The sequence below is a fragment of the Bacillus sp. JAS24-2 genome (assembly GCF_008274905.1).
Taxonomy (GTDB): domain Bacteria; phylum Bacillota; class Bacilli; order Bacillales; family Bacillaceae_G; genus Bacillus_A; species Bacillus_A cereus.
Window position 1 is genome coordinate 313,073 of sequence record NZ_CP031068.1, and the last position, 26,348, is coordinate 339,420.

A 26,348-nucleotide genomic window follows, 5' to 3' on the forward strand; every position below is an offset into this window, starting at 1 on the left:
TGATATGGATGTTTAAAAAGTCTGGTCGAGATAACCTTTTATTGATATGAAAAAGCAAACTAGGAGCATAGCTTCTAGTTTGTACTTATTTAATTATTGGGGGATGAAATATGAATGTTTTAGTAATTGGCCGCGGTGGGCGTGAGCATGCTTTAGCTTGGAAGTTTGCACAATCTGAAAAAGTAGAAAAGGTATATGTAGCACCAGGTAATGAAGGTATGAGAGATGTTGCAACACCAGTTGATATTGATGAAAATGATTTTGATGCATTAGTTTTATTTGCAAAAGAGAATAATGTTGAGTTAACTTTCGTTGGACCAGAAATTCCGCTTATGAATGGAATTGTTGATCGTTTTAAAGAAGAGGGACTTCGCGTATTTGGTCCGAATAAAGCGGCTGCTGTTATTGAAGGTAGTAAAGCTTTTACAAAAGAGCTTATGAAAAAGTATGATATTCCAACTGCGGCGTACGAAACTTTTACAGATTATGAAGAAGCAGTACAGTACATTCAAAAAGTTGGTGCACCAATCGTTATTAAAGCTGACGGCCTAGCTGCTGGTAAAGGTGTAACGGTAGCGATGACGCTTGAAGAGGCATTACAAGCTGTGAAAGAAATGCTGCAAGATGTGAAATTCGGCGCGGCAAGTAAGAAGGTCGTTATTGAAGAGTTTTTAGATGGACAAGAATTTTCATTAATGGCATTCGTGAATGGAACAACTGTACATCCAATGATAATCGCCCAAGATCATAAAAGAGCTTTTGATGGTGATAAAGGTCCAAATACGGGCGGAATGGGTGCATATTCTCCAGTACCACAAATTCCAGAATCAGCAGTTCAAGAAGCGATTCAAACCGTATTGCATCCAACTGCTAAGGCGATGATTGAAGAAAACCGTTCGTTTACAGGTATTTTATACGCAGGTCTTATTTTAACAAATGATGGTCCGAAGGTAATTGAATTTAATGCACGCTTCGGTGATCCTGAAACAGAAGTTGTATTACCTCGATTAGAAAACGATTTAGTTGATGTATGTAACGCTGTATTAGATGAAAGTGAACTAACGTTACAATGGTCAGAAGAAGCGGTAATCGGTGTTGTACTTGCTTCTAAAGGATATCCAGAAGCATATAAAAAAGGTAATATTATTAGCGGACTAGATGCACTGCAAGATGTGATTGTTTTCCATGCAGGTACAGCAATGAAACATGGGGACTTTGTAACGAACGGTGGCCGTGTATTATTTGTTGCTTGTAAGGCAAATAGTTTACAAGAAGCAAAAGATAAAGTATATAAAGAAATCGGTAAAATTGAGAGTGATGGTCTATTTTATCGAAGTGATATAGGATATCGTGCAATTGGGCATGAGATGACGAAAAGTTAATATGTAAAAATCCCGCTGAGGAATCAGCGGGATTTTTTATGCATCTTTATCTTTTTTTAATTTCCCTTTTTGCTTTGCCATTTCTCGAAGTAAATACTCGATGTGTGCATTGACGCTACGAAATTCATCATTTGCCCATTTTTCGATGACTGCGTGTAATTCAGGATCAATACGTAATGGAAAGCTTTTCTTTTTAGCCATAATTACTTATAGCCCTTAGTATAGGCTTCCTGTATTAATAACTGGCTGCGCACCTTTATCTGAAACGATGGCAACTAATAAGTTGTTTACCATATTTGCTTTACGCTCGTCATCGAGTTCTAGTACGCCTTCTTCATCTAACATATGGATGGAATCTTTCGCCATCTTCACAGCACCTTCAACAATTTCTTTTCTAGCAGCTAATACTGCTTTTGCTTGCTGGCGTTGTAGCATTGCATGGGCAATTTCTGTTGCGTAAGCTAAGTGCGTTAAACGAGTTTCTAATACTTCTACACCAGCAATTTCAAGACGCGCCTCTAACTCACGTTTTAATTCTTCAGAGATTTCTTCAGTATTTCCGCGTAACGTAACGCAGGTTTCATCTTGGAAATTGTCATAAGGATATTTTGTTGCAACATGGCGGATTGCCGTTTCGCTTTGAATTTCTACAAATCGATCATAATGTTCAACACCAAACATTGCTTTTGCAGAATCAACAACTTTATATACGATAACAGCTGCAATTTCAATTGGATTTCCATCAACGTCATTTACTTTTAATTTTTTACTGTTAAAGTTTTCAACACGTAAAGATACAGTTTGACGGAATGCGAACGGAATCGTTAAAAATAAACCGTTTTGACGAATTGTTCCTAAATAATTACCGAAGAACGTAATAACCTTTGCTTGATTCGGTTGAACAATACCGATACCTGTAGCGAGAACTGCGGCTAATATAATAGTTAGTGCCGCTCCTATGAAAATTTCTTGTGCAAGGAAAAATACACCGATAGCAGCTAAAATCAAAATTCCAATAATACCGAGAAAACCATTTACATAAAATACTTGTTTTTCTTTCATATGATCGCCTCCTGATATAAAAATGATATCACTTTTATATCATTTTAAGCAAGAGGTATGCATCTAATTTTCTGAATTTTATTGGTTGATATCTTTTATATACATTTTAAGGTTCAAAAAGAGAATATACGTTCTGTTTTATGGTAAAATAAAGAAGACTTAACCGCCCACTGCAGCAGCTAAGTCCCTTTGAGAGCATCTTACATCGTGACAAATGATTCAAAGCGGTTTTGCCAGGATTATATCTTCAATCGCTGACTCAATCTCTTTGTCAGAAGCGTCATAACTTCCTTTTGACTCTGGCTTGTCATGAGTGGAAGTTTGATTCACTTCTTCTTTAGCATGTCCTTTTTCAGCAAAATTCATGCTAGGCATTTTAAATGCCCCCATGTTCATGTATTTTCCGAATTTCCACATTTCAACAACAGGGCAGAAACGAACAATTCCTTCTGCAACTTTCATTGCACCAATCCATAGAAAAATGTTAGACCAAGTGCACCACGGCTTGCGTACAAGTTTAGTTGCACTACATCCGAAGAGGACGAGCCCAAGTGTAATTCGAATTAGAGCGTTTATTGTCCCGATATTTTGCTTCATTAGAAAAACACTCCTTTTTATGAAAGTTGAAATAGATAATACTATTTCTTTTATTAGTATCCCGTTTGATTTTTGGGATATGTAATCCAACATTTGACGTGGAAAAAGATGTTGGAATGTGCGTGTGTGTAAGTAACTTTTTTTGTTATAATGAAAGAATGCATAAAAGGAACTTCAAAATTAAATCCTCTAGTTTAAAAAATATGGAAGAGGTAATTCCAAACTTAATTCTCCGTTTTAAACAAATATTTAAGATGAAGTTAAAACAATAATGATGAAAATAAACTGTTATTTTGAACAGAAATATATATAACTAGAGAAAAGGAAGGGTGTTTTCATGTACGATATTTCCGGATGGAAACATGTATTTAAGCTTGATCCAAATAAGGAGTTAAGCGATGAACATTTAGAAATGATTTGTGAGTCTGGAACTGATGCGGTTATTGTAGGCGGAAGTGATGGAGTTACAATTGATAACGTATTACACATGCTAGTTAGCATTCGTAGATATGCAGTTCCTTGTGTATTAGAGGTTTCTGATGTAGAAGCAATTACACCAGGATTTGATTTTTATTACATCCCAAGTGTTTTAAATAGCCGAAAAGTAGAATGGGTAACAGGTGTTCATCATGAGGCATTGAAAGAATTTGGGGATATTATGGACTGGGACGAAATTTTTATGGAAGGGTATTGTGTTTTAAATCCAGAAGCGAAAGTAGCCCAGCTTACAGAAGCGAAATGTGATTTAACAGAAGATGACGTTATTGCATATGCTCGTTTAGCAGACAAGCTATTACGTTTACCGATATTTTATTTAGAATATAGCGGTACGTATGGAGATGTTGAACTTGTTAAAAATGTAAAAGCAGAATTGAAACAAGCTAAGTTATATTATGGCGGTGGTATTTCTAATGCAGAACAGGCGAAAGAAATGGCACAATATGCTGATACAGTAGTTGTTGGAAATATTATTTATGATGATATAAAATCGGCGTTAAAAACAGTTAAAGCAGTAAAAGGAGAGTAGGTGCAGGCGTATATGAGTATGACAGATAAGTTATTAAACGGTTTAAATCCACAGCAACAAAAAGCAGTACAAACAACGAATGGACCACTTCTATTAATGGCAGGTGCAGGTAGTGGTAAGACACGTGTGTTAACACATCGTATTGCGTATTTACTTGGTGAAAAAGGTGTAGCACCATGGAATGTACTAGCTATTACCTTCACAAATAAAGCAGCTCGTGAAATGCGTGAGCGTATTGATACACTTGTGGGACCAGAAGCAGAAGATATTTGGATTTCGACGTTCCACTCTATGTGTGTACGTATTTTACGACGCGATATCGATCGTATTGGTATTAATCGTAACTTTACAATCTTAGATTCAGGTGATCAGCTAACTGTAGTCAAAAAAATTATGAAAGAGCGCAATGTTGATCCGAAGAAATTTGAGCCGCGCTCTATTTTAGCGGGTATTAGTAATGCGAAAAATGAACTGTTATCTGCGGATAAATATGCAAAAAAAATTACAATGGCTGATCCATATGAAAAATTAACGAGCGATGTATACACAGAGTATCAAAAACGTCTTTTGAAAAATAATTCATTAGACTTTGATGATTTAATTATGACGACGATTCAGCTATTTGAACGTGTTCCAGAAGTATTAGAGTTTTATCAGCGTAAGTTCCAATATATTCATGTTGATGAGTATCAAGATACGAACAAAGCGCAATATCTTCTTGTTAAACATTTGGCAGCGCGTTTTAAAAATCTTTGTGTTGTGGGTGACTCTGACCAGTCTATTTATCGCTGGCGTGGTGCAGATATTTCTAACATTTTGTCATTCGAAAAAGACTATGAGAATGCACAAGTAATTCTGTTAGAACAAAACTATCGTTCGTCACAAAATATTTTAAATGCAGCGAATGCTGTTATTGAAAAAAATACGAATCGTAAGCCGAAGAAATTATGGACAGACAATCAAGTTGGAAGTAAAATCTCGTATTATCGTGCTGCAACTGAAAAGGACGAAGCGTATTTTGTTGCAAAAAAAATTCGTGACGATATTCAAATGGGGAAACGAAAATATACTGATTTTGCAGTGCTATATCGTACGAATGCTCAGTCTCGTATGGTCGAGGAGATTTTCCTTAAATCTAACATTCCGTATAAAATTGTCGGGGGTACGAAGTTCTACGATCGTAAAGAGATTAAAGATATTTTGGCGTACTTACGTTTAATCGGTAATCCAGATGATGAAATTAGTTTTGCACGTATTATAAATGTGCCAAAGCGTGGCATTGGTGCGACTTCTATCGATAAAATTATTAATTACGGTGTGCAAAATGGAATTTCATTAACTGCTGTATTTGATGAGATTGAGCATGTTGGAGTAAGTGCAAAAATTACAAAGGCAGTAAAAGAATTCGCGAATTTATTAAATAACTGGGTAAATATGCAAGAGTATTTATCTGTTACAGAATTAGTAGAAGAAGTTATTGAAAAAACAGGCTATCGCGATATGTTGAAAAATGAACGTTCTTTAGAAGCGGAAGGTCGTTTAGAAAACTTAGACGAGTTCTTATCTGTTACGCAAACATTTGAATCTCAAAGCGAAGATAAGAGCCTTGTTGCATTCTTAACAGATTTAGCACTTGTTGCTGATATTGATCGTGTAGATGAAGACCCAACTGCTGGTGAAGAAGTTATTTTAATGACGATGCACTCGGCGAAAGGATTAGAGTTCCCGGTTGTCTTTATTGTTGGCTTAGAGGAAGGGATATTCCCTCATACTCGTTCTCTTATGGAAGAGGATGAAATGCAAGAAGAACGTCGTCTTGCTTATGTAGGTATTACTCGTGCAGAAGAAGAGCTATATTTATCTAACGCGCAAATGCGTACATTATTTGGTAGAACAAGTATGAACGCTGCGTCTCGATTTATTACAGAAATCCCGACAGAACTAGTGGAATCATTAAATGAAACAGCGCCGAAGCGTGAAACATCGTTTGGTACAAAAGGCAGAACGGCAAGTAGCGGCAAAACGACAATCACAACAGCAACACGCTCTCGTTCAGCTTTCGCGCGCCCTGCAGCTAAGACGACAGGCGGCGAACAAATTGGCTGGGCAGTAGGAGATAAAGCTTCCCACCAAAAATGGGGAGTCGGTACAGTTGTAAGTGTAAAAGGTGAAGGTGATGCAAAAGAATTAGATATTGCGTTCCCAAGCCCAATTGGTGTTAAACGTTTGTTAGCAAAATTTGCGCCTGTGACGAAACAATAGGAAAGGAATGAGGATATGTCAAAAGAGATAGTAAAAAAACGTATAGAAGAATTACGTGACTTGTTAAATACATTTAACTATCAATATCACGTATTAGACAATCCTTCTGTTTCTGATGCGGAATATGACCGTAATATGCAGGAGCTTATAAAATTAGAAGCAGAGAACCCAGAGTTTATGAGTGAAGATTCTCCCTCCGTTCGCGTTGGGGGGACTGTTCTTGATATATTTGAAAAAGTAACACATAAGTCACCAATGTTAAGTTTAGGAAATGCATTTAACGAAGGAGATTTACGTGATTTCGACAGAAGAGTACGTCAAGGAATTGATGGTGCGAATGTAAGATATATATGTGAATTAAAAATTGACGGGCTTGCCGTTTCGCTTCATTATGAAAAAGGACGCTTCATTCAAGGGGCGACACGTGGTGATGGTGTAACGGGTGAAGATATTACTCAAAATTTAAAAACGATTAAAGCTATCCCACTTCGTTTAAATGAAGAAGTAACGTTAGAAGCAAGAGGCGAAGCTTATATGCCGAAGCGTTCATTCGTTAAACTAAATGAAGAAAAAGAGCAAAATGGAGAAGATGTATTTGCGAATCCGCGTAATGCAGCAGCAGGTTCAATACGTCAACTTGATCCGAAAATTGCAGCGAAGCGTAACTTATCTATGTTTGTGTATGGTCTTGCGAATGTAGAAGAAAAAACAATTTCATCACATAGTGAATCGCTGGATTTCTTAGGTGAACTTGGATTTAAGACAAATCCAAATCGCCGTACATGTGAAACAATTGAAGAAGTTATAGCTTATGTAGAAGAATGGCAAGAAAAACGTCCGCATCTTGATTATGAGATTGATGGAATCGTTATAAAAGTAGATGATGTTGCTCTTCAAGAAAGTCTAGGAACTACAGCGAAGAGTCCAAGGTGGGCGATTGCTTATAAATTTCCGGCTGAAGAAGTTGTAACGAGATTAACAGGCATTGAATTAAGTGTTGGCCGAACAGGGGTTGTAACACCGACTGCAGAACTAGAGCCAGTGAGAGTTGCTGGTACGATTGTTCGTCGTGCTTCTTTACATAACGAAGATTTAATTCGTGAAAAAGACATTCGAATTGGTGACTACGTTGTTGTGAAGAAGGCTGGAGATATTATTCCTGAAGTTGTGAACGTTATTTTTGATAAGCGTACTGGTGAGGAAGAAGAATACCGCATGCCAACTCATTGTCCAGCATGTGAGAGTGAACTTGTTCGTTTAGAAGAAGAAGTAGCACTTCGATGTATAAATCCGACTTGTCCGGCTCAAATTCGAGAAGGGTTAATCCATTTCGTTTCAAGAAATGCAATGAATATTGATGGACTTGGAGAACGTGTCATTACACAACTCTTTGATGCAGATTACATTCGTACATTTGCTGATTTATATGCATTGACGAAAGAGCAATTATTACAGTTGGAACGTTTTGGTGAAAAATCAGCAACAAACTTAATACAAGCAATTGAAAATTCTAAAGAAAACTCGTTAGAGCGATTATTATTTGGTCTTGGAATTCGCCACGTTGGAGCGAAAGCAGCACGTACATTTGCAGAGCACTTTGAAACGATGGATGAGCTTGTAAAAGCAACGGAAGAAGAACTAAAAGCAATTAATGAAATTGGCGAAAAAATGGCTCAATCTGTTGTGACATATTTTGATAATGAAGATGTATTAGAGTTATTACAGCAGTTTAAAGAGTATGGCGTGAATATGACATACAAAGGTATAAAAATTGCAGATTTACAAAATGTTGAATCTTACTTCGCAGGAAAAACGGTTGTTTTAACAGGTAAGCTAGAAGTTATGGGACGAAGTGAAGCGAAGAAGAAGATTGAGGCATTAGGTGGAAAAGTAACAGGAAGTGTTAGTAAGAGTACGGATTTAGTTGTTGCAGGTGAAGCAGCTGGTTCGAAATTAGCACAAGCGGAGAAACATAATGTTGAGGTTTGGAATGAAGAGAGGTTCTTACAAGAGCTAAATAAGTAAGAGGTGCAAACTTACCATGAAAAAAATAGCATTAGCGGTATTAAGCCTTGGCCTACTTGTAAGTGGGTGTAGTGCAGGTGCCGACAAAGATGAAAAAGTGGCTGGGAAATCGGGGAAAGCAAAAGAACAATCAGTTGTTCCAAAATACGCTATTTCGGATGAATATTATAAGACGACTATTCCATTTGATGGTGGAAAGGCACGTGGTTTAGTGGTGCAAGGGTTAAATAGTCGCCTTGATATAGATGAATTTGAAACAGGATTAATGCGAATTGCAAAAGAATCATTTAGTACGAAAGATAATTTTTTAAAAGGCGGAAAAGCTCTAGATACTCAAACTATACAGATGCTTGTTAAAAGAAAACGTACAGATGCTGAACAAAAGGAACTAGAGGAAAAATTAAAAAAAGATGCAGTTAAATTTCCAAATATAGGATTAAATCCTGCATTAGGAACAGGATCCGAATCACTAGAAGTGAAAAATAAAAAAAATCCAATATATATTTCAAATATTTTAGAGCATGATTATTATGTGAAAAAAGGCGATAACGGCGAGGAACGTGTTGGTATGGTAGTTGGATTAGCGATGAATTCTGTTCAATATTTTAACGAAGAGCATGGTTACCCACGTGAATCTGCAATCCCAGATGAAAAGATGTTAGCTGAAGGGAAAAAAATGGCGCAAGAAATTTTGAAAGTCATACATCAAAAAGAACCTGAAACAAAAAATATTCCGATAACATTTGCGATTTATCGCCAAGCTCCAAAGTCTTCGCTCGTGCCAGGTAATTTTGTTTCTTATGCAAATGTCGAAAAAGGTAGTGAAACGGTTGAAGATTGGAAACAAATTAATGAAAAATATTATTTGTTCCCATCAGAGCAAGCGAAAACAGATAATAAACGTGAAGATCTTGCAAGAGTATCCAACTTTAAGGCAAAACTAAGCGATTATTTCCAAGGCGACTATACAGCTGTTATTGGTACTGGTATGTATAGAGATGATGAATTAAGAGAAATGAAGCTTGATATTCCTGTCCAGTTTAATGGAAAAGCGGAAATAGTTGGTTTTACACAATATGTGGCAGGGCTTGTTATGGAATACTTCCCGAATTATATGAAAGTACAAGTAACGATTAAATCTGTAGAACGCCCAGAAGCTATTATTATACGTGAAGCAAAACAAGATGAACCACTTGTGAAAATTTTAGATTAAATATGAAGGCTGTTCCTCTATGGAACAGCTTTTTTTCTTATGTAATTTTGTTATAATTTAAAATGTTGTAAAAAATAGGGGTGAGGGGTAAAGCTCATGGAAGAATTAAGTTTTCAAGTCATTATTTTATTAATTGCATTCGGTTTTTTAGCAGCTTTTATTGATTCCGTTGTTGGAGGGGGAGGGTTAATTTCGCTTCCTGCACTTATGTTTGTTGGCCTATCGCCAGCTTCGGCAATTGCAACGAATAAATTAGCGGCAACAATGGGGACGTTTACGAGTGCGATGTATTTCATTCGATCAGGAAAAGTTGATTTTAAAATTGTAGGAAAGTTAATCCCGTTAACTATTGTTGGAGCTGTTGCAGGTGCTTTAGTAGTAAAATTTATTCCATCGGATATTTTACGCCCATTAGTACTTGTAATGTTGGTATTTATTGCTATTTATATTATTGCAAAAAAGAATTGGGGAAGTGTGTCTACCTATAAGAAGATGACGCAAAGAAAAACATTAATATTTTTCTTTGCTATTTTAATGATAGGATTTTATGATGGGTTTTTTGGACCAGGGACAGGGTCGTTTTTAATTTTTGCATTTTTATTAATTGGCTTGGATTTTATTCAAGCGGCAGCATCTGGAAAACTTTTGAACTTTGTTAGTAATATTGTATCTTTAATTACTTTTTTATTCTTAGACATAATTCATTTTGAATACGGTATTATCATGGGATTATCAATGATCTTAGGTGCTTATTTTGGATCGAAGTTTGCGGTTCAAAAAGGTGTTGGATATGTAAGGACTTTATTTTTATTAGTTACTATATTATTGATCGGGAAAAATGTTTTGGAATATACTCATATTTTGTAGATTCATACGCATGTATGAATCTCTTTTTTTTATTATATTTTAAAAATTTATTAATTTTAAAAATATAAGTCTAGGAATATTTGAATAAATCTAAATTATCGTGTAGAATAATGTTGTAAAATGTAAACGTTTTTCTAAGGGGAGGCTAAAAAAAATGGTAGTAGCATACAAACATGAGCCATTTACAGATTTTTCAGTGGAGGCTAACAAATTAGCGTTTGAAGAAGGTTTAAAGAAAGTAGAATCTTATCTTGGACAAGACTATCCATTAATTATTGGGGGAGAAAAAATCACTACAGAAGACAAAATTGTTTCTGTAAACCCTGCAAATAAAGAGGAACTTGTTGGTCGTGTTTCAAAAGCAAGCCGTGAGTTAGCTGAAAAAGCAATGCAAGTAGCGGATGAAACATTCCAAACTTGGAGAAAATCAAAGCCAGAAATGCGTGCAGACATTTTATTCCGTGCTGCAGCAATCGTTCGTCGCAGAAAACATGAATTCTCTGCTATTCTTGTAAAAGAAGCAGGTAAGCCATGGAATGAGGCAGATGCTGATACAGCAGAAGCAATCGACTTTATGGAATATTATGGTCGTCAAATGTTAAAATTAAAAGACGGTATTCCAGTAGAAAGCCGTCCAATTGAATATAATCGTTTCTCTTACATTCCATTAGGAGTAGGTGTTATCATTTCTCCTTGGAACTTCCCATTCGCAATTATGGCAGGTATGACAACAGCTGCTTTAGTTTCTGGTAACACAGTATTACTAAAACCAGCTAGTACAACTCCTGTAGTAGCAGCGAAATTTATGGAAGTATTAGAAGAAGCTGGCTTACCAGCTGGCGTAGTAAACTTCGTTCCAGGTAACGGTTCTGAAGTTGGTGACTACTTAGTAGATCATCCTCGTACACGTTTCGTAAGCTTCACGGGATCTCGTGATGTAGGTATCCGCATCTATGAGCGTGCAGCGAAAGTAAACCCAGGACAAATTTGGTTAAAACGCGTTATCGCTGAAATGGGCGGTAAAGACACAATCGTTGTTGATAAAGAAGCAGATCTTGAATTAGCAGCTAAGTCTATCGTTGCATCAGCATTCGGATTCTCAGGACAAAAATGTTCTGCATGTTCTCGTGCAGTAATCCATGAAGATGTATACGATCACGTATTAAATCGTGCTGTTGAATTAACAAAAGAATTAACAGTTGCTAACCCAGCAGTATTAGGTACAAACATGGGTCCTGTTAATGACCAAGCTGCATTTGATAAAGTAATGAGCTATGTTGCAATTGGTAAAGAAGAAGGTAGAATCTTAGCAGGTGGCGAAGGAGACGATTCTAAAGGCTGGTTCATCCAACCAACAATCGTTGCTGACGTTGCAGAAGATGCTCGCTTAATGAAAGAAGAAATCTTCGGACCAGTAGTAGCATTCTGTAAAGCGAAAGACTTCGATCATGCACTTGCAATTGCAAACAATACGGAATACGGTTTAACAGGTGCTGTTATTACTAACAACCGTGACCATATTGAAAAAGCACGCGAAGACTTCCACGTTGGTAACTTATACTTCAACCGTGGATGTACTGGTGCAATCGTAGGTTACCAGCCATTCGGTGGCTTTAACATGTCTGGTACAGACTCTAAAGCTGGTGGACCTGATTATTTAGCACTTCACATGCAAGCAAAAACTACTTCTGAAACTTTATAAGAAATAGTAGAGGAGCTCTTCACAGAATGTGAAGAGCTCCTTTTAAAATTGAAACCCCATATATTACCGTCGTTCGAAGAGAATGAGCTAAAACCTATTAATAGCGGGATAAACATGTAAACAGAAATAAAATAATGAGAAAAGTTGACTTATTAGTCATATTTTTTAGTATTCATTTTGAGAATTTCCTGTATAATACAATTTGAAAGAAAATCTATGGTTCGACAAGGAACACTCCTTTTGGTTTTGCTCACTGAAAGGAGTGTTTTTTTATGTAGCTAAAAATTCTTGCGTGCTTATTACATTTGCATATACGCCATTTAAACTAGCTAAAATTGTATTGTGAATATAAACAGCTGGTATAGTAGCGTTCTTAAAAGAAAGGTCTTTTGTAGCACAAGCGTCATGTATAACGGTACATTGAAAGCCAAAATCGAATGCAGCCCTTACTGTTGCATCGATACACATATGAGTCATCATCCCGCATACAACGACATGTTCAATATTAAAACGTTTTAATTGCTCTAGAAGATTAGTTTCTCGGAAGCTATTTGGATAATGTTTGACTATAACTGTTTCTTCTCTAAGTGGACGTACGCTTTCGTGAATATGTACACCTTCTGTATTAGGTAGGAAAAAAGTAGCGTCATCTTTTATAGCTACGTGTTGGATATGAAAAATAGGTTCGCTGTTTGTTCTAAATTGTTGTAATAACTGATTAGCATATTCGCTTGCTTCTACTGGATTACGCAATTCCATCTTTCCATTTGGAAAATAATCGTTTTGAATATCGACGAGTAAAAGAGCTGTTTTCATATATTTATCTTCCTCCGAGTTTCATATTCAAATAAATTTATTCAATTCGTAGAGAGGATTCTCCTGTTTAAAAATATGAGGAAGAAGAATTTTAAATAACCTTGAAAGTTACTATTTTTCAGATGAATATTCATCTGAAAATTTTAATAAAGAAATAATTAATATTTTTCTAAAAAATGTATTGACTCTTATTATTCTGAGTTCTATAATGAGAATTAATTAAACGACAATTAAATCGATACATTCTTATCCAGAGAGGTGGAGGGACTGGCCCTACGATACCTCAGCAACGGGTTTTTTAATACCGTGCTAACTCCAGCAAGCCATATAAAGGCTTGGAAGATGAGAAGATGTGAACGAGTACATATAAGTGCTCTCCTTCTTATCTTTATGGTTGATAAGAAGGAGGGCACTTTTTATTTTACCTCGAAAGCTCTGCTTCAAGTTTTTACAGCATATAGGAGGGGAAAAAATGATTTCTTTTACCAATGTAAGTAAAGTGTATGAATCAGCTGGCCAATCTGTTCACGCGGTGGAGGATGTAACATTATCAGTTGAGAAAGGCGAAATTTTTGGCATTATCGGTTTTAGTGGCGCTGGAAAGAGTACGTTATTACGCTTAGTAAATATGTTAGAGAGACCGACGGCAGGAACGATTTCAATAGATGATAAAGATATTACATCATTATCGACGAAAGAATTGCGTAAACTAAGACAAAGAATCGGAATGATTTTTCAAAGTTTTAATTTATTTAATTCAAGAACAGTATTTGGAAATATTGCTTATCCATTAAAGTTAGCGAAAGTACCAAAGAATGAGATAAAAGAAAGAGTAAATGAACTGCTGAAGTTTGTAGGGTTAGAAGATAAAGCAAACTATTATCCAGAGCAGCTATCAGGTGGGCAAAAGCAGCGTGTGGGCATTGCTAGAGCACTTGCGACATCGCCAGATATTCTTATATGTGATGAGGCAACATCAGCCTTAGATCCAGAAACGACGACAGAAATTCTAAACTTATTAAAGAAAGTAAATCGAGAATACAATTTAACAATTCTTCTTATTACACATGAAATGCATGTTGTGAAAGAAATTTGTCACCGTGTAGCTGTAATGGAGAAGGGGAAAGTTATTGAAGAAGGAAAACTGTTTGATGTTTTCACGCAACCAAAAACAAAGACGACTCAAAACTTTGTACGTTCTGTCATTAATGATCATTTACCGGAAAGTGTTCTAGCGAAAATTCAAAATGGTGGTCAAATTTATCGTCTAACATTTACTGGTGAGGAGACAGGACAGCCGGTACTATCATATATCGCAAAAAACTATAACGTCGATGTAAATGTACTGTACGGAAATATTATTGAACTTCAAAATGTGCTATTTGGAAATCTTCTTGTAGAGTTGCAAGGTGAGCAGAGGGAAATTCAAAAAGCATTACAACATCTAAGACTGCAAGTGCAGCTGAAGGAGGTAGAAGCTCATGCGAGTTGATTGGAGTATATTTTGGCCGCGCATACTAGATGCGACGGGGGATACCCTCTTAATGGTAATTGTAACCCTTATATTCGCTACAATTCTGGGTATACCTCTAGGTTTACTTTTATATGTAACGAGAAAAGGAAACTTTTTAGAAAATAAATGGGTCTTTTCTATTCTTAACATCATAATTAATACAATTCGTCCGGTACCATTCATTATCTTTTTAGTAGCCTTAAGTCCACTAACAAGAAGTGTTATCGGAACGACGATTGGAACAGCAGCGGCAATTTTCCCGATGACGTTAGTCGCATCAATTGGTATTGCTAGAATGGTTGAAACAAACCTTGTTTCCGTTCCGAAAGGAGTAATTGAAGCAGCGCAAGCAATGGGCGCCTCACCAATTAGAATTGTTTTTGAAATCCTTGTACCAGAAGCGTTAGCACCATTAATCTTAGGTGTCACATTTATGACAGTTGGTTTAATTGAATTCTCTGCAGTTGCTGGGCTTGTCGGTGGTGGCGGTCTTGGTGACTTGGCAATGACATATGGTTATCAACGTTTTGATACATCAGTTATGTTCGTAACGGTCGTGTTACTTATCATTCTCGTACAGATAGCTCAAAATTTAGGAAACTACTTTGCGAAAGTCTTGTTACGCAGATCATAAAAAGGAAGAGAGGAAAAGAAAATGAAGAAAATTTTAGCATTTGCATTATCAGCGATTGTAGGAGTCTCAGCATTAAGCGGCTGCTCAAGTGGAGAAACGGGTGCAGGAGCGAAAGAAAAAGTAGTTCGCGTCGGTGTAACTGGAACGGATGGAGACGCTTGGGAAATTTTGAAGAAAAAAGCTGAAAAAGAAGGGATTAAGATTAAACTGGTCGAGTTCTCTGATTACACAACGCCAAATAAAGCGTTAGCTGATGGAGATATTGAATTAAACTCATTCCAGCATATTGCTTTCTTAGAGCAATTTAAAAAAGAGCATAAGTTAGATATTACAGCTGTTGGTACAACGCAAATTGCGCCAATGGGTTTATACTCTGAAAAATATAAGAAAGCAAATGAAATCCCAGATGGTTCAGAAATTGCAATTCCAAACGATCCAACGAACCAAGCACGGGCATTAAAACTTCTTGATGCAGCTGGATTATTAAAGCTTAAAAAAGACTTTGGTCTATTTGGAGATCCAAGTGGTATTGCTGAAAATCCGAAGAAATTAAAAATTACACCGGTTATCGCACAGCAAACACCTCGTGTGTTAAAAGATGTAGCGGCATCAGTTATTAATAACGGTGTTGCTGGTCAAGCTGGATTAGATCCAGCGAAGGATCCTATTTTCTTAGAAGATCCAAAGAATGAAAATGCAAAGCCATATATTAATATTTTTGCAGCTCGTAAGAAAGATAAAGATGATCCAACATTGAAAAAAGTAATTGAACTATATCATTCAAAAGAAGTAACAGACGCAATTAAGAAAGAAACAAATGATGGTTCCATTTCAGTAGATCTTTCACTTGATGAGCTTGAAAAAATCGTAAAATAATCATTGGGTTTAATGGACTAACAGAAGGAACCCCTCCGCTGTTAGTTCGTTCAACATATAAACTTAACAAACAAACCCTAATTCTGTACCTTCCAATTTTGTATAACATAGAATCCAATGTTTGTTAAGTAGAGTGATAGACCAGGAATTTTCCTGGTCTTTTTTTATGAATGAAAGTAGCTAGCGAACAGTAAGGTGATCCAAATTATAATGGGATAAGAAAATAAGCTGAAAAGGAGTGTAATTACGAATTGCTTTGGATGAATTAAGTGTTTTTTTGATAAAAAAAAGAAAATAGAAAAGAGAGTAATGAAAAATGCTGATATTACGCCGGGGTTATAAGAGCGATAAATGAAAAACAAAATAATATGTTGAACAGAGTTGAAGAAGATGGCCCCTTGTATAAAAATAATCCAGCATATAGAAGACAAGAAGTTAAGTTGATATAGAAAGACGATAAGTAATACAAAGATTGTTAATACGGAAATGGCGATGAAAAATTGTTGGCTAGTTATAAGACGGATTGAAAATTGATTAGCAAGGTATTGTGGCATTTGGAAAGCTTCTTCAAGGTTATGAATGAAAAATAATAAGGGAATGATCCAGAATATAGTAGTGGAATGTTTTTTCATCAATTTACATCACTCCAATAAAGTATAGAAAGCCTAAAAAAAGGCCCTCTATACAGAGATGGTTATTCAATTATGATATTTTTTAAATTAACTTCATGATGCTCTCGTTCTTTCAGATAAGCAGCTAGTTCCTCTTGTAAAATATTTAATATTTGCTTAGCTGATTGTTGGATTGGATTAGGTAGCTCTTCTAATATATGCATCCCGACTTTTACTTTTGTACGAATTACCCTTCGTAGTAATTCCTCATGCATGTACTACACCTCCAAACCGAATATTTAGTACATCTTCTTCAAATTTTGCTCCTTGAATAGAAAGGTGTGTTAATGTTTTTGGTAACGTGATGTTCCGTTTAACAGAACCCGCTCGAATAATAAGTTCATCACCTTTTTGATTTAAGGAAAGTTCACTTTTGTTTGAGAAGGGAATGGACAGAACGAAAATATACTCATCGCCATCCTTTTTTACATATTGAGTGCGCCCGTTAAATTTTACTTCTGTAGGGGAATGATCAGTTTTAAATAAAGAATCTCCTACACGTTCTAACATAGACAAACCAACAACTTCTTGTTCAAACATTGGAGCTTCGTAAATAGGAAGGGGTTGAAAACTATCTTTAATTAATGTTTTATATTTCTTCTGTGTATCTTTCCATGCCTGAAAATAAGGATCGGTGACAGTGTTAGGGATGACGCGGTTAATCATAATGGCATCTACGTTATAATCGTATAAATTCAAATAAGTAAAGCTGCGCTGGGCTTCTTTAATGACCATTTTTTCAGGATTTACAACGATGCGGATACTTGTTACTTCTCGATTTGATAAAATATCTCTCATTTCTCCGAGCTGTTCAAGTGTACTTGTTAATTCGTCCATAATATCGTCGGTTGGAAGAGGGACACCAAGGAGTGGTTGAGCTACAGGACGAACGACTTTTAAAACTTTTCTTTTAATAGGAAATAATTTTTCCATCCACCAGCTGAGCATGTCTGGAAAGCTTAGCATTGCTAATGTTTCTCCTGTAGGGGCACAATCAATAATGATAACATCATATGTGTCTTGCTTATAATAATCGAGTACGCGAAGTAGGCTAATTAAATCTTCCATACCGGGAAACATCGTTAATTCTTCTGTTGTAATATCATCAGCTGCTTTAGAAGTGAAGAGTAGTGTAATATATTTCTGTAATTTTCCCCAGCCTTTTTCCATTTCATAAATCGTATTAATTTCTTGTGCCCACAAATTTTCACGAATTTCTAGTGGTTCAGAAGATAGCTTTATACCAAATGAATCTCCTAAACTATGAGCAGGATCTGTGCTCATTACTAATGTTTTTAATCCTTGTTTCGCACTTTGAATTGCTGTTGCTGCTGAAATGCTAGTTTTTCCTACGCCGCCTTTACCTGTATACAAGATAATTCTCATCATTCATATCCCCTTTGTTTCGAATGTCGAATATTACGAGTGTCGAAGTAAATGGTTGAATAAAAACCCAGATAGGGTTTTATTCAATCGGAATGTTTTTCATTTTAGGTGTAGAAATCTTTTCTTTTGTTTTTTGCTGTGACGTAGCGATGTGATTCATGATTTTTTGGAAGATTTGTAGTAAGAATGCTTTTTCTTCTTCTGATAATGCTTCTGTTACTAAGCTAAAGTAATGGGCCGCATTTTGTTTTACTTCTTGAACGAGCATTACGCCGTTTTCTGTTAACCGAATTAATACAATACGTCGGTCATTTTCATCATGGTAGCGTTCAATATATCCCTTTTTTACAAGGCGATTTACAACGCCCGTTGTTGTACTCATCGGTATATCAAGAAGATCAGCAATTTTCGTCATTGTAATATCTGTATTTCGTTCCATCCAAAGTAAACAAAATACTTCTGTTTTAGAAAGTGTTAAATCTAGGCTTACCCATTCTTCAGGATAGAAAAGTTTCTTGGCGTTATCTAGCAGTAAGTCTAAAAAATGTTCATATTGCAACAATTAATTCCACTCCCGTATATTTCGAGGTTCGTAATATTTATTTTTATTTTATGTAGAATAGAAATAATTGTCAATGATTTTAATTGTTTTTTCAGATTAGGCAGAAAACTTTCTTTAAAATAGTATTCTTTTATGATAGATTTATAAATATAAAACGAGAATTTACATAAAAATCCATCATGGTAAATATACTTATCTATAATGGGTATGCAGCTAACGAGGGGGAGAACGATGAGAAGACGTAATACGCAAGCGTTCACGTTTTTAGCATGGACTTCATTTGTTTGTGCGCTTTCAGGTATGCTAATTGGGATTTATACGTTAGATGAAACGCTTAGTGTAAAAGGATACTATTTAATTGGAACATTATTTTTAACGATGTCTTGTTTTGTATTACAAAAAACAATTCGTGATAATGAAGAAGATAACGAGAGATTTCCGAAAAATAAACCGTTAGATAAAGAGTAAATTGTAAAGAAAGGCATTTGCCTTTCTTTTTTTATGTAAAAATGGCGTAAGTACTCTGTGTTGACTTGCTTGAAGTACTGAAAATTTGGTATCATCAATAGTATTGTAGATTGAACGATATATTATGGAGGTGGCCTAGCCGTGTCAAGAATTTCCGTTGAGAATGTAAAGCACGTAGCACATTTAGCACGTCTTGCAATTACTGATCAAGAAGCAGAAAAATTTCAAAAACAACTAGATGCAATTGTTACATTTGCAGAACAGTTAAATGAATTAGATACAACAGATGTAAAACCAACAACTCATGTATTAACTATGAAAAATGTTATGCGTGAAGATGTACCAGAAAAAGGTTTACCAGTCGAAGAAGTATTAAAAAATGCACCGGATCACAAAGATAATCAAATCCGTGTTCCAGCAGTATTAGAATAGAGGAGGGGAATTTCGATGTCATTATTTGATCATTCAGTATCAGAGTTACATAAGAAGTTAAACAACAAAGAAATTTCCGTTACGGATTTAGTAGAAGAATCTTACAAGCGTATTGCGGATGTTGAAGATAACGTAAAAGCTTTTCTTACATTAGATGAAGAAAATGCACGCGCAAAAGCGAAAGAATTAGATGCAAAAATCGGCGCTGAAGATAATGGTTTATTATTCGGTATGCCAATTGGTGTAAAAGATAACATTGTAACTAACGGTCTTCGTACAACTTGTGCGAGCAAAATGTTAGCAAACTTCGATCCAATTTATGATGCGACAGTTGTGCAAAAGCTAAAAGCTGCTGACACAATTACAATCGGTAAATTAAACATGGACGAGTTCGCAATGGGTTCTTCAAATGAAAACTCAGGATTCTACGCTACGAAAAACCCATGGAACTTAGATTACGTTCCGGGCGGATCTAGTGGTGGTTCTGCAGCAGCTGTAGCAGCAGGAGAAGTACTATTCTCTCTAGGTTCTGATACGGGTGGTTCTATCCGTCAGCCAGCTGCATATTGCGGTGTTGTAGGTTTAAAACCAACTTATGGACGCGTATCTCGTTACGGATTAGTAGCATTCGCATCTTCACTTGACCAAATCGGACCGATTACACGTACAGTAGAAGACAATGCATACTTATTACAAGCTATTTCAGGTATTGACCGCATGGATGCAACTTCTGCAAACGTTGAAGTTGGAAACTATTTAGCTGGTTTAACAGGCGATGTTAAAGGTTTACGCATTGCTGTACCGAAAGAATACTTAGGCGAAGGTGTTGGCGAAGAAGCTCGTGAGTCAGTACTAGCTGCTTTAAAAGTATTAGAAGGTATGGGCGCAACTTGGGAGGAAGTATCGCTTCCACACTCTAAATACGCTCTAGCAACGTATTACTTACTATCTTCTTCTGAAGCATCTGCGAACCTTTCACGCTTTGATGGCGTGCGTTACGGTGTTCGTTCTGATAATGTAAATAACTTATTAGATCTTTACAAAAACACACGTAGTGAAGGTTTCGGTGATGAAGTTAAACGTCGTATTATGCTTGGTACATTTGCGCTTAGCTCTGGTTACTATGATGCATATTACAAGAAAGCACAACAAGTACGTACATTAATTAAAAACGACTTTGAAAATGTATTTGCTAACTATGATGTTATTATTGGACCAACAACGCCAACTCCGGCATTTAAAGTGGGCGAAAAAGTTGATGATCCAATGACAATGTATGCAAATGACATTTTAACAATCCCAGTAAACTTAGCGGGTGTTCCAGCGATTTCTGTTCCATGTGGATTCGGTGCTAACAACATGCCACTTGGTCTACAAATCATTGGTAAACACTTCGATGAAGCGACAATTTACCGCGTTGCACATGCGTTTGAGCAAGCAACAGACTATCATACAAAAAAAGCAAGTCTGTAAGGAGGCGAGCATAGATGAATTTAGAAACAATTATTGGTTTAGAGGTTCACGTTGAGTTAAAAACAAATTCGAAAATTTTCTCTGCGAGTCCAACAGAATTCGGAGCGGAGCCAAATACACAAACAAGTGTAATTGACTTAGGATACCCAGGGGTACTTCCTACTTTAAATAAAGAAGCAGTTAACTTTGCAATGAAAGCTGCAATGGCATTAAACTGTGAAATCGCAACGGAAACGAAGTTTGACCGTAAAAACTATTTCTATCCAGATAACCCGAAAGCTTACCAAATCTCTCAATTTGATAAGCCAATTGGTGAAAATGGTTGGATTGAAATCGAAGTAGACGGTAAAAAGAAACGTATCGGTATTACACGTCTTCATTTAGAAGAAGATGCTGGTAAATCAACGCATACAGCTGATGGTTCATTAGTAGACTACAACCGTCAAGGTATGCCTTTAATCGAGATCGTATCTGAGCCAGATATGCGTACGCCAGAAGAAGCATATGCATACTTAGAGAAGTTAAAATCAATCATTCAATACACTGGTGTATCTGATTGTAAGATGGAAGAAGGTTCCTTACGTTGTGATGCGAACATTTCTCTTCGTCCAGTTGGACAAGAGAAGTTCGGTACAAAAGCGGAACTGAAAAACTTAAACTCATTCACTTACGTACAAAAAGGTCTTGAGCATGAGCAAGTGCGCCAAGAAAAAGAACTGTTATCTGGTGGTATCATCCAACAAGAAACACGTCGTTATGATGAAGCAACAAAGAAAACAATCTTAATGCGTGTGAAAGAAGGATCTGACGATTACCGTTACTTCCCGGAGCCAGACTTAGTTGAACTTTACATCGATGATGAGTGGAAAGAAGCAGTTCGAGCTTCTATTCCAGAACTTCCAGATGCACGTAAAGCTCGCTACGTTGCAGAATTAGGCTTACCAGCTTATGATGCACACGTGTTAACATTAACGAAAGAGATGTCTGATTTCTTTGAAGCAACTGTTGCAGACGGTGCTGATGCGAAATTAACATCGAACTGGTTAATGGGTGAAGTACTTGCATACTTAAACAAACAACAAAAAGAATTAAAAGACGTTGCATTAACGCCTGCTGGTTTATCTAAAATGGTTCAATTAATTGAAAAAGGTACAATTTCTTCTAAAATCGCGAAGAAAGTATTTAACGAATTAATTGAAAAAGGTGGAGACCCAGAAGAAATCGTTAAAGCGAAAGGTCTTGTTCAAATTTCTGACGAGGGTACACTTCGTAAAGTTGTAACAGAAATTCTTGATAATAATGAGCAATCTATCGAAGACTTTAAAAACGGTAAAGACCGTGCAATTGGCTTCTTAGTTGGTCAAATTATGAAAGCTACAAAAGGACAAGCAAATCCACCACTTGTTAACAAAATCTTACTTGAAGAGATTAATAAGCGATAATAGTAGTGACTTTTAAAGATTAAGCAGAAAAACACCCGTACATGGGTGTTTTTCTAGGTTAATCAAACGTTTGTTTAAATGAGACAAAATCGTTTAAACAAACGTTTGATTAACTGTCAAAAGTGGAAAAATGTTTGTATAGCAACTATGGTATGATAGTTGCAAAAAGGTGGGAATAATGATAAATCTAAACATAGAGGTTTTTTTCATCTCATGAAATAATAGATAGTTATTATTCGTTATATGTAAATTTTTATGGAAGAATGGATAGAAATAAAGTGAAACTTTAATCAGTAGGAGGTTCATCCACCATTGATTATTAGCCCTCACCAATCGGGCATTTACTGCCCGCAAATAGCGGGATAAATTTTGGAGTCAAATAAAAAACCATTGAAATGAATATTTACTTTTGATGGACTACACGAATCGGGTTCTTACTGCCTGTTTGAGCGGGATAAAAGAAGGATAGCAAGATGAGAGGAGGTAGGCATGGGAATACTGAATAGAAGTTCAGTATGTTCTTTTTCGATACATAAAGAAATTTCCTGTGCTAATAAATGATGAAGCGAGCAAGAATTATTTATAATCCTACTTCGGGGCGTGAGCTATTTAAGAAGAGCTTACCAGAAGTATTACAAAAATTAGAACAAGCTGGCTATGAGACATCTTGTCATGCGACAACGGGTCCTGGAGACGCTACTGTGGCGGCGAGGCAAGCTGCGGATCGTAAGTTTGATGTTGTTATTGCGGCTGGTGGCGACGGTACATTAAATGAAGTAGTAAACGGTTTAGTTGGGCATGAATTCCGTCCGAAATTTGGAATTATTCCAGTTGGAACGACAAATGACTTTGCACGTGCAATTGGTGTACCTCGTTCTATTGAAGAGGCAGCAGATATTATTTGCGAAGGAAAAACAGTGCCATTAGACCTTGGTAGAGCGAACGATACATATTTTATTAACATCGCTGGTGGCGGTCGTATTACAGAATTAACATACGAAGTACCGAGTAAGTTAAAGACAGTATTAGGACAACTTGCTTATTACCTAAAAGGTATCGAGATGTTACCATCATTGCATCCGACATATGTTGAAATTGAGTATGATGGAAAGTTACTACAAGAAGAAATTACGATGTTTTTAATTACGAATACTCGTTCAGTAGGTGGATTTGAAAAGGTAGCACCGTATGCATCTATTAACGATGGGTTATTTGACCTATTAGTACTGAAAAAAGGTTCTATCGCTGATTTAATTAAAGCAGCAACACAAGCACAACGTGGTGAACATATTAATAATCCAAAAGTGTTATATACACAAGCGAACCGAATTAAAGTACATTCACCAGATAAACTAATGATTAATTTAGATGGTGAGTATGGTGGAGATGCACCGATGGAATTCGAAAATATATATCATTGTTTAGAACTATTTGTTCCTGAACATCAAGAGGATGCCCTGTAAAGGCATCCTTTTTACTTTGTTAAAATGAATTGTAAATTGGGAGTTAGTTTGATTTTTATGGTATTTTTACAATTCTTTTATTTTACATCCATACTTTATTGATACACTGGAAGAGATAAGAAATGAGAGGTAGGGTGCTATGGAGAAGGTAAAGGCGATATTATTTGATAAAGATGGGACATTAATGGATTTTCATTCAATATGGATAAAAGTAGCTGAAGAACTTGTAGCTGAATGTATAAGTTTATATCATTTACCAAGTACAATGCGGCAGACCTTATTAGAAGAGATTGGTGTAGAGGGAGCATTTGTTAATCCGAGGAGTGCAATAGCTGCTGGAACAAGCCTTGATGTAGCGAAGGGGCTTTGTAATTATATTGAGTCTGCTAGAGAAGAAGAGATGCATCAGTGGGTAAGTGAGAAGTTATTTTCCCTTATGTATGAGCATCGTTCGCATATGAAAATGACAGCGGACTTACCGAAAGTGTTACAGGCATTAAAAGATAAAGGATTTATATTAGGGGTTGTCACGGCAGATGATTTCGCACCAACAGAATTATTTTTAAAACAATATAAGTTGGAGAACTTTTTTGATTATATTATAGCCTCGGATATATTCCCTGCGCAAAAACCAGATAAAAAGATTATAGAAGTGTTTTGTGAGAAATTTAATTTAGAATCATGTGAGGTTGCGGTTGTTGGAGATACGCCAACTGATTTACATTTAGCTAAAAATGGCGGTGATTGCTATGCAATTGGAGTCCTTTCTGGTACAGGGGATCGTCCAACATTAGAACCACTTGCTGATTTAGTGTTAGATTCTGTTGGAGAGTTTATTTCTCAATCGGGTGAGTTTTTCTGGGAGAAAGAAAAGTCTAATGTGTAAGGAAAATAAGTCTATAAAGACTCTTAATGAGTCTTTATAGACTTATTTTTTATGCCTGGATACAAAGAATATAGGATAAATGCTAGAAAAGAAAGTTGGCATACATTTTGCAATAAAAAGAGAAAACAATGTAAAGAAAAGGATGGGGTACGCAATGAACACAAAAAAATTTGCTAAAGTAAATGAACAAATTCCAGGACCGAAAGCGGCATCTTTATTAGAACGCCGTCAAAATATAGTACCAAAAGGAGTAAGTAACGGCATCCCAACGTTTGTACAATCTGCAAATGGTGCTCTTGTAACAGATGTTGATGGTAATCAGTACATTGATTTTGCAGGAGCAATTGGGACAATTAACGTAGGGCATTGTCATCCAACGGTTAAAGAAGCGCTCCATAAACAAGTCGATCAATACATTCATACTGGATTTAATGTCATGATGTATGAGCCATATATTGAATTAGCGGAAAAGCTTGCGGCATTGGCACCGGGAAGTTTCGATAAGCAAGTCCTCTTTTTAAATAGTGGTGCAGAAGCAGTTGAGAACGCGGTGAAGATCGCTCGTAAATATACGAAGAGACCTGGTATTATCGCATTTTCTAAAGGTTTCCACGGGCGTACATTAATGACAATGACGATGACAAGTAAAGTGAAGCCATATAAATTTGGGTTTGGTCCCTTTGCTCCAGAAGTATATAAAGCGCCATTTCCATACGAATACCGTCGCCCAGAGGGATTAACGGAAGAGCAGTATGATGATTTTATTATTGAAGAGTTTAAGAACTTCTTCGTATCGGAAGTAGCACCAGAAACAATTGCAGCTGTTGTAATGGAGCCTGTTCAAGGGGAAGGTGGATTTATCGTCCCAAGTAAGAAATTTGTTCAAGAAGTACGCCGCATTTGTTCAGAGAACGGCATCTTATTTGTAGCGGATGAAATACAAACAGGCTTTAGTCGTACAGGAAAATATTTTGCAATTGATCACTATGATGTCGTTCCAGATTTAATTACAGTGTCTAAATCATTAGGTGCTGGTGTACCGATAAGTGGTGTCATTGGACGTAAAGAAATTATGAATGAGTCTGCACCAGGTGAACTTGGTGGAACGTATGCAGGAAGTCCACTAGGATGTGCGGCTGCATTAGCTGTTCTCGATGTAATAGAAAATGAGAAATTAAATGATAGAGCGATAGAATTAGGAAAAGTCGTAATGAACCGATTCGAAGAGATGAAAAATAAATATCATTGCATCGGTGATGTGCGTGGGTTAGGAGCAATGTGTGCATTTGAGGTCGTTCAAGATCGTAAGACGAAAGTACCTGAGAAAGCGTTAACAGCTAATCTATGTACAGAAGCAAATAAGCGTGGGTTACTGTTATTATCAGCAGGAACATATGGAAATGTTATCCGTGTGTTAATGCCTTTAGTTATTACAGATGAGCAACTTGAAGAAGGATTAACAATAATTGAAGAATCGTTGCAAGCTTGTTATGAACAAACAAACATCGCTCGTGTTTAAAAACTGAAGTATAAATAGCAAACATTCTAGCTGACTCTATATTAAATGCAGAAAATTCACTTTATAATAA

At 36.3% G+C, this 26,348-nt stretch carries 24 protein-coding genes, 1 pseudogene and 1 riboswitch; of the genes and pseudogenes, 17 read left to right on the forward strand and 8 right to left on the reverse strand.

The window, feature by feature from the left end:
- Positions 1-110: 110 nt before the first annotated feature.
- Positions 111-1,382, forward strand: coding sequence for a phosphoribosylamine--glycine ligase (gene purD, locus DN407_RS01745; protein ID WP_098022940.1), 1,272 nt, complete (start codon positions 111-113; stop codon positions 1,380-1,382).
- A 36-nt stretch (positions 1,383-1,418) separates the two neighbouring features.
- Here the strand turns inward: purD and DN407_RS01750 are convergent, their stop codons facing one another.
- The 3 genes from DN407_RS01750 to DN407_RS01760 all read right to left on the reverse strand — a co-directional run bounded on the left by DN407_RS01750 (position 1,419) and on the right by DN407_RS01760 (position 3,041).
- Positions 1,419-1,583, reverse strand: a complete 165-nt coding sequence (locus DN407_RS01750) for a type II toxin-antitoxin system antitoxin (protein WP_001085171.1) — start codon at positions 1,581-1,583, stop codon at positions 1,419-1,421.
- A 15-nt stretch (positions 1,584-1,598) separates the two neighbouring features.
- The gene (locus DN407_RS01755; RefSeq protein ID WP_000660669.1) at positions 1,599-2,444 is read right to left on the reverse strand and encodes an SPFH domain-containing protein; all 846 of its coding nucleotides are present in this window, start codon (positions 2,442-2,444) and stop codon (positions 1,599-1,601) included.
- A gap of 219 nt (positions 2,445-2,663) precedes the next feature.
- A complete protein-coding gene (locus DN407_RS01760) occupies positions 2,664-3,041 on the reverse strand; it encodes a YgaP family membrane protein (protein WP_000812345.1) in 378 nt (125 codons plus the stop codon).
- 337 nt (positions 3,042-3,378) lie between these two features.
- On the opposite strand from DN407_RS01760, the gene pcrB reads away from it, so the two are divergent.
- The 6 genes from pcrB to pruA all read left to right on the forward strand — a co-directional run bounded on the left by pcrB (position 3,379) and on the right by pruA (position 12,137).
- On the forward strand, positions 3,379-4,068 hold the full coding sequence (gene pcrB, locus DN407_RS01770; RefSeq protein ID WP_000272102.1) for a heptaprenylglyceryl phosphate synthase: 690 nt from the start codon (positions 3,379-3,381) through the stop codon (positions 4,066-4,068).
- Between the two features lie 12 nt (positions 4,069-4,080).
- On the forward strand, positions 4,081-6,330 hold the full coding sequence (pcrA, locus tag DN407_RS01775) for a DNA helicase PcrA (RefSeq protein WP_002100669.1): 2,250 nt from the start codon (positions 4,081-4,083) through the stop codon (positions 6,328-6,330).
- A 15-nt stretch (positions 6,331-6,345) separates the two neighbouring features.
- Positions 6,346-8,355, forward strand: a complete 2,010-nt coding sequence (gene ligA / locus DN407_RS01780) for an NAD-dependent DNA ligase LigA (RefSeq protein WP_000031613.1) — start codon at positions 6,346-6,348, stop codon at positions 8,353-8,355.
- 16 nt (positions 8,356-8,371) lie between these two features.
- Complete coding sequence (locus DN407_RS01785) at positions 8,372-9,568, forward strand: CamS family sex pheromone protein (RefSeq protein WP_149215956.1); 1,197 nt, start codon at positions 8,372-8,374, stop codon at positions 9,566-9,568.
- Between the two features lie 96 nt (positions 9,569-9,664).
- Positions 9,665-10,435 (forward strand): TSUP family transporter, encoded by a 771-nt coding sequence (locus DN407_RS01790; protein WP_000391975.1) that lies wholly within the window; start codon positions 9,665-9,667, stop codon positions 10,433-10,435.
- A gap of 154 nt (positions 10,436-10,589) precedes the next feature.
- The gene (gene pruA / locus DN407_RS01795) at positions 10,590-12,137 is read left to right on the forward strand and encodes an L-glutamate gamma-semialdehyde dehydrogenase (protein WP_000259555.1); all 1,548 of its coding nucleotides are present in this window, start codon (positions 10,590-10,592) and stop codon (positions 12,135-12,137) included.
- A gap of 250 nt (positions 12,138-12,387) precedes the next feature.
- On the opposite strand, the pseudogene DN407_RS01800 reads toward pruA, so the two are convergent.
- Positions 12,388-12,953: pseudogene (locus DN407_RS01800) on the reverse strand (cysteine hydrolase family protein).
- 243 nt (positions 12,954-13,196) lie between these two features.
- A riboswitch (SAM riboswitch) is annotated at positions 13,197-13,302 on the forward strand.
- Between the two features lie 123 nt (positions 13,303-13,425).
- Here DN407_RS01800 and DN407_RS01810 point away from each other — a divergent pair.
- Genes DN407_RS01810 through DN407_RS01820 form a run of 3 tightly spaced genes read left to right on the forward strand, consistent with a single transcriptional unit; the run spans position 13,426 to position 15,976 of the window.
- A complete protein-coding gene (locus DN407_RS01810) occupies positions 13,426-14,445 on the forward strand; it encodes a methionine ABC transporter ATP-binding protein (protein ID WP_000623013.1) in 1,020 nt (339 codons plus the stop codon).
- Positions 14,435-15,100: a methionine ABC transporter permease gene (locus DN407_RS01815; RefSeq protein ID WP_001261865.1), complete on the forward strand. Its 666-nt coding sequence runs from the start codon at positions 14,435-14,437 to the stop codon at positions 15,098-15,100. Before DN407_RS01810 ends, DN407_RS01815 begins: the two co-directional genes overlap by 11 nt.
- A 21-nt stretch (positions 15,101-15,121) precedes the next feature.
- Positions 15,122-15,976: a MetQ/NlpA family ABC transporter substrate-binding protein gene (locus DN407_RS01820; RefSeq protein ID WP_149215957.1), complete on the forward strand. Its 855-nt coding sequence runs from the start codon at positions 15,122-15,124 to the stop codon at positions 15,974-15,976.
- 164 nt (positions 15,977-16,140) lie between these two features.
- Here DN407_RS01820 and DN407_RS01825 read toward each other — a convergent pair whose 3' ends face one another.
- The 4 genes from DN407_RS01825 to DN407_RS01840 all read right to left on the reverse strand — a co-directional run bounded on the left by DN407_RS01825 (position 16,141) and on the right by DN407_RS01840 (position 18,595).
- Positions 16,141-16,608, reverse strand: coding sequence for an HXXEE domain-containing protein (locus DN407_RS01825; RefSeq protein ID WP_001986283.1), 468 nt, complete (start codon positions 16,606-16,608; stop codon positions 16,141-16,143).
- Positions 16,609-16,670: 62 nt separating this feature from the next.
- Positions 16,671-16,862 carry a DUF3926 domain-containing protein gene (locus DN407_RS01830; protein WP_000544105.1) on the reverse strand — a complete coding sequence of 64 codons (192 nt, stop codon included), beginning with the start codon at positions 16,860-16,862 and terminating at the stop codon, positions 16,671-16,673.
- The gene (locus tag DN407_RS01835) at positions 16,855-18,036 is read right to left on the reverse strand and encodes an ArsA family ATPase (RefSeq protein ID WP_179955809.1); all 1,182 of its coding nucleotides are present in this window, start codon (positions 18,034-18,036) and stop codon (positions 16,855-16,857) included. Before DN407_RS01835 ends, DN407_RS01830 begins: the two co-directional genes overlap by 8 nt.
- A 76-nt stretch (positions 18,037-18,112) precedes the next feature.
- On the reverse strand, positions 18,113-18,595 hold the full coding sequence (locus tag DN407_RS01840) for a MarR family winged helix-turn-helix transcriptional regulator (RefSeq protein ID WP_149215958.1): 483 nt from the start codon (positions 18,593-18,595) through the stop codon (positions 18,113-18,115).
- Between the two features lie 231 nt (positions 18,596-18,826).
- On the opposite strand from DN407_RS01840, the gene DN407_RS01845 reads away from it, so the two are divergent.
- From DN407_RS01845 to gabT, 7 genes are all read left to right on the forward strand, one after another.
- Positions 18,827-19,063, forward strand: a complete 237-nt coding sequence (locus tag DN407_RS01845) for a YiaA/YiaB family inner membrane protein (protein WP_001254393.1) — start codon at positions 18,827-18,829, stop codon at positions 19,061-19,063.
- A gap of 141 nt (positions 19,064-19,204) precedes the next feature.
- Positions 19,205-19,495 (forward strand): Asp-tRNA(Asn)/Glu-tRNA(Gln) amidotransferase subunit GatC, encoded by a 291-nt coding sequence (gatC, locus tag DN407_RS01850; RefSeq protein WP_000086999.1) that lies wholly within the window; start codon positions 19,205-19,207, stop codon positions 19,493-19,495.
- A 15-nt stretch (positions 19,496-19,510) separates the two neighbouring features.
- Positions 19,511-20,968, forward strand: coding sequence for an Asp-tRNA(Asn)/Glu-tRNA(Gln) amidotransferase subunit GatA (gatA, locus tag DN407_RS01855; protein ID WP_000051441.1), 1,458 nt, complete (start codon positions 19,511-19,513; stop codon positions 20,966-20,968).
- A gap of 14 nt (positions 20,969-20,982) precedes the next feature.
- On the forward strand, positions 20,983-22,410 hold the full coding sequence (gene gatB / locus DN407_RS01860) for an Asp-tRNA(Asn)/Glu-tRNA(Gln) amidotransferase subunit GatB (RefSeq protein ID WP_001047685.1): 1,428 nt from the start codon (positions 20,983-20,985) through the stop codon (positions 22,408-22,410).
- A gap of 557 nt (positions 22,411-22,967) precedes the next feature.
- Entirely contained in the window at positions 22,968-23,873 is a 906-nt protein-coding gene (locus DN407_RS01865) for a diacylglycerol kinase (protein ID WP_000977679.1), read from the forward strand.
- A gap of 139 nt (positions 23,874-24,012) precedes the next feature.
- Positions 24,013-24,759: an HAD family hydrolase gene (locus DN407_RS01870; RefSeq protein ID WP_149215959.1), complete on the forward strand. Its 747-nt coding sequence runs from the start codon at positions 24,013-24,015 to the stop codon at positions 24,757-24,759.
- 154 nt (positions 24,760-24,913) lie between these two features.
- Entirely contained in the window at positions 24,914-26,278 is a 1,365-nt protein-coding gene (gene gabT, locus DN407_RS01875; protein ID WP_179955810.1) for a 4-aminobutyrate--2-oxoglutarate transaminase, read from the forward strand.
- Positions 26,279-26,348: the final 70 nt, after the last annotated feature.

Excerpts from the sequence above, each read along its gene's own strand:
- purD (WP_098022940.1), top strand. The coding sequence starts at position 111 with ATGAATGTTTTAGTAATTGGCCGCGGTGGGCGTGAGCATGCTTTAGCT.
- DN407_RS01750 (WP_001085171.1), bottom strand. The coding sequence starts at position 1,583 with ATGGCTAAAAAGAAAAGCTTTCCATTACGTATTGATCCTGAATTACAC.
- DN407_RS01755 (WP_000660669.1), bottom strand. The coding sequence starts at position 2,444 with ATGAAAGAAAAACAAGTATTTTATGTAAATGGTTTTCTCGGTATTATT.
- DN407_RS01760 (WP_000812345.1), bottom strand. The coding sequence starts at position 3,041 with ATGAAGCAAAATATCGGGACAATAAACGCTCTAATTCGAATTACACTT.
- pcrB (WP_000272102.1), top strand. The coding sequence starts at position 3,379 with ATGTACGATATTTCCGGATGGAAACATGTATTTAAGCTTGATCCAAAT.
- pcrA (WP_002100669.1), top strand. The coding sequence starts at position 4,081 with ATGAGTATGACAGATAAGTTATTAAACGGTTTAAATCCACAGCAACAA.
- ligA (WP_000031613.1), top strand. The coding sequence starts at position 6,346 with ATGTCAAAAGAGATAGTAAAAAAACGTATAGAAGAATTACGTGACTTG.
- DN407_RS01785 (WP_149215956.1), top strand. The coding sequence starts at position 8,372 with ATGAAAAAAATAGCATTAGCGGTATTAAGCCTTGGCCTACTTGTAAGT.
- DN407_RS01790 (WP_000391975.1), top strand. The coding sequence starts at position 9,665 with ATGGAAGAATTAAGTTTTCAAGTCATTATTTTATTAATTGCATTCGGT.
- pruA (WP_000259555.1), top strand. The coding sequence starts at position 10,590 with ATGGTAGTAGCATACAAACATGAGCCATTTACAGATTTTTCAGTGGAG.
- DN407_RS01810 (WP_000623013.1), top strand. The coding sequence starts at position 13,426 with ATGATTTCTTTTACCAATGTAAGTAAAGTGTATGAATCAGCTGGCCAA.
- DN407_RS01815 (WP_001261865.1), top strand. The coding sequence starts at position 14,435 with ATGCGAGTTGATTGGAGTATATTTTGGCCGCGCATACTAGATGCGACG.
- DN407_RS01820 (WP_149215957.1), top strand. The coding sequence starts at position 15,122 with ATGAAGAAAATTTTAGCATTTGCATTATCAGCGATTGTAGGAGTCTCA.
- DN407_RS01825 (WP_001986283.1), bottom strand. The coding sequence starts at position 16,608 with ATGAAAAAACATTCCACTACTATATTCTGGATCATTCCCTTATTATTT.
- DN407_RS01830 (WP_000544105.1), bottom strand. The coding sequence starts at position 16,862 with ATGCATGAGGAATTACTACGAAGGGTAATTCGTACAAAAGTAAAAGTC.
- DN407_RS01835 (WP_179955809.1), bottom strand. The coding sequence starts at position 18,036 with ATGATGAGAATTATCTTGTATACAGGTAAAGGCGGCGTAGGAAAAACT.
- DN407_RS01845 (WP_001254393.1), top strand. The coding sequence starts at position 18,827 with ATGAGAAGACGTAATACGCAAGCGTTCACGTTTTTAGCATGGACTTCA.
- gatA (WP_000051441.1), top strand. The coding sequence starts at position 19,511 with ATGTCATTATTTGATCATTCAGTATCAGAGTTACATAAGAAGTTAAAC.
- gatB (WP_001047685.1), top strand. The coding sequence starts at position 20,983 with ATGAATTTAGAAACAATTATTGGTTTAGAGGTTCACGTTGAGTTAAAA.
- DN407_RS01865 (WP_000977679.1), top strand. The coding sequence starts at position 22,968 with ATGATGAAGCGAGCAAGAATTATTTATAATCCTACTTCGGGGCGTGAG.
- DN407_RS01870 (WP_149215959.1), top strand. The coding sequence starts at position 24,013 with ATGGAGAAGGTAAAGGCGATATTATTTGATAAAGATGGGACATTAATG.
- gabT (WP_179955810.1), top strand. The coding sequence starts at position 24,914 with ATGAACACAAAAAAATTTGCTAAAGTAAATGAACAAATTCCAGGACCG.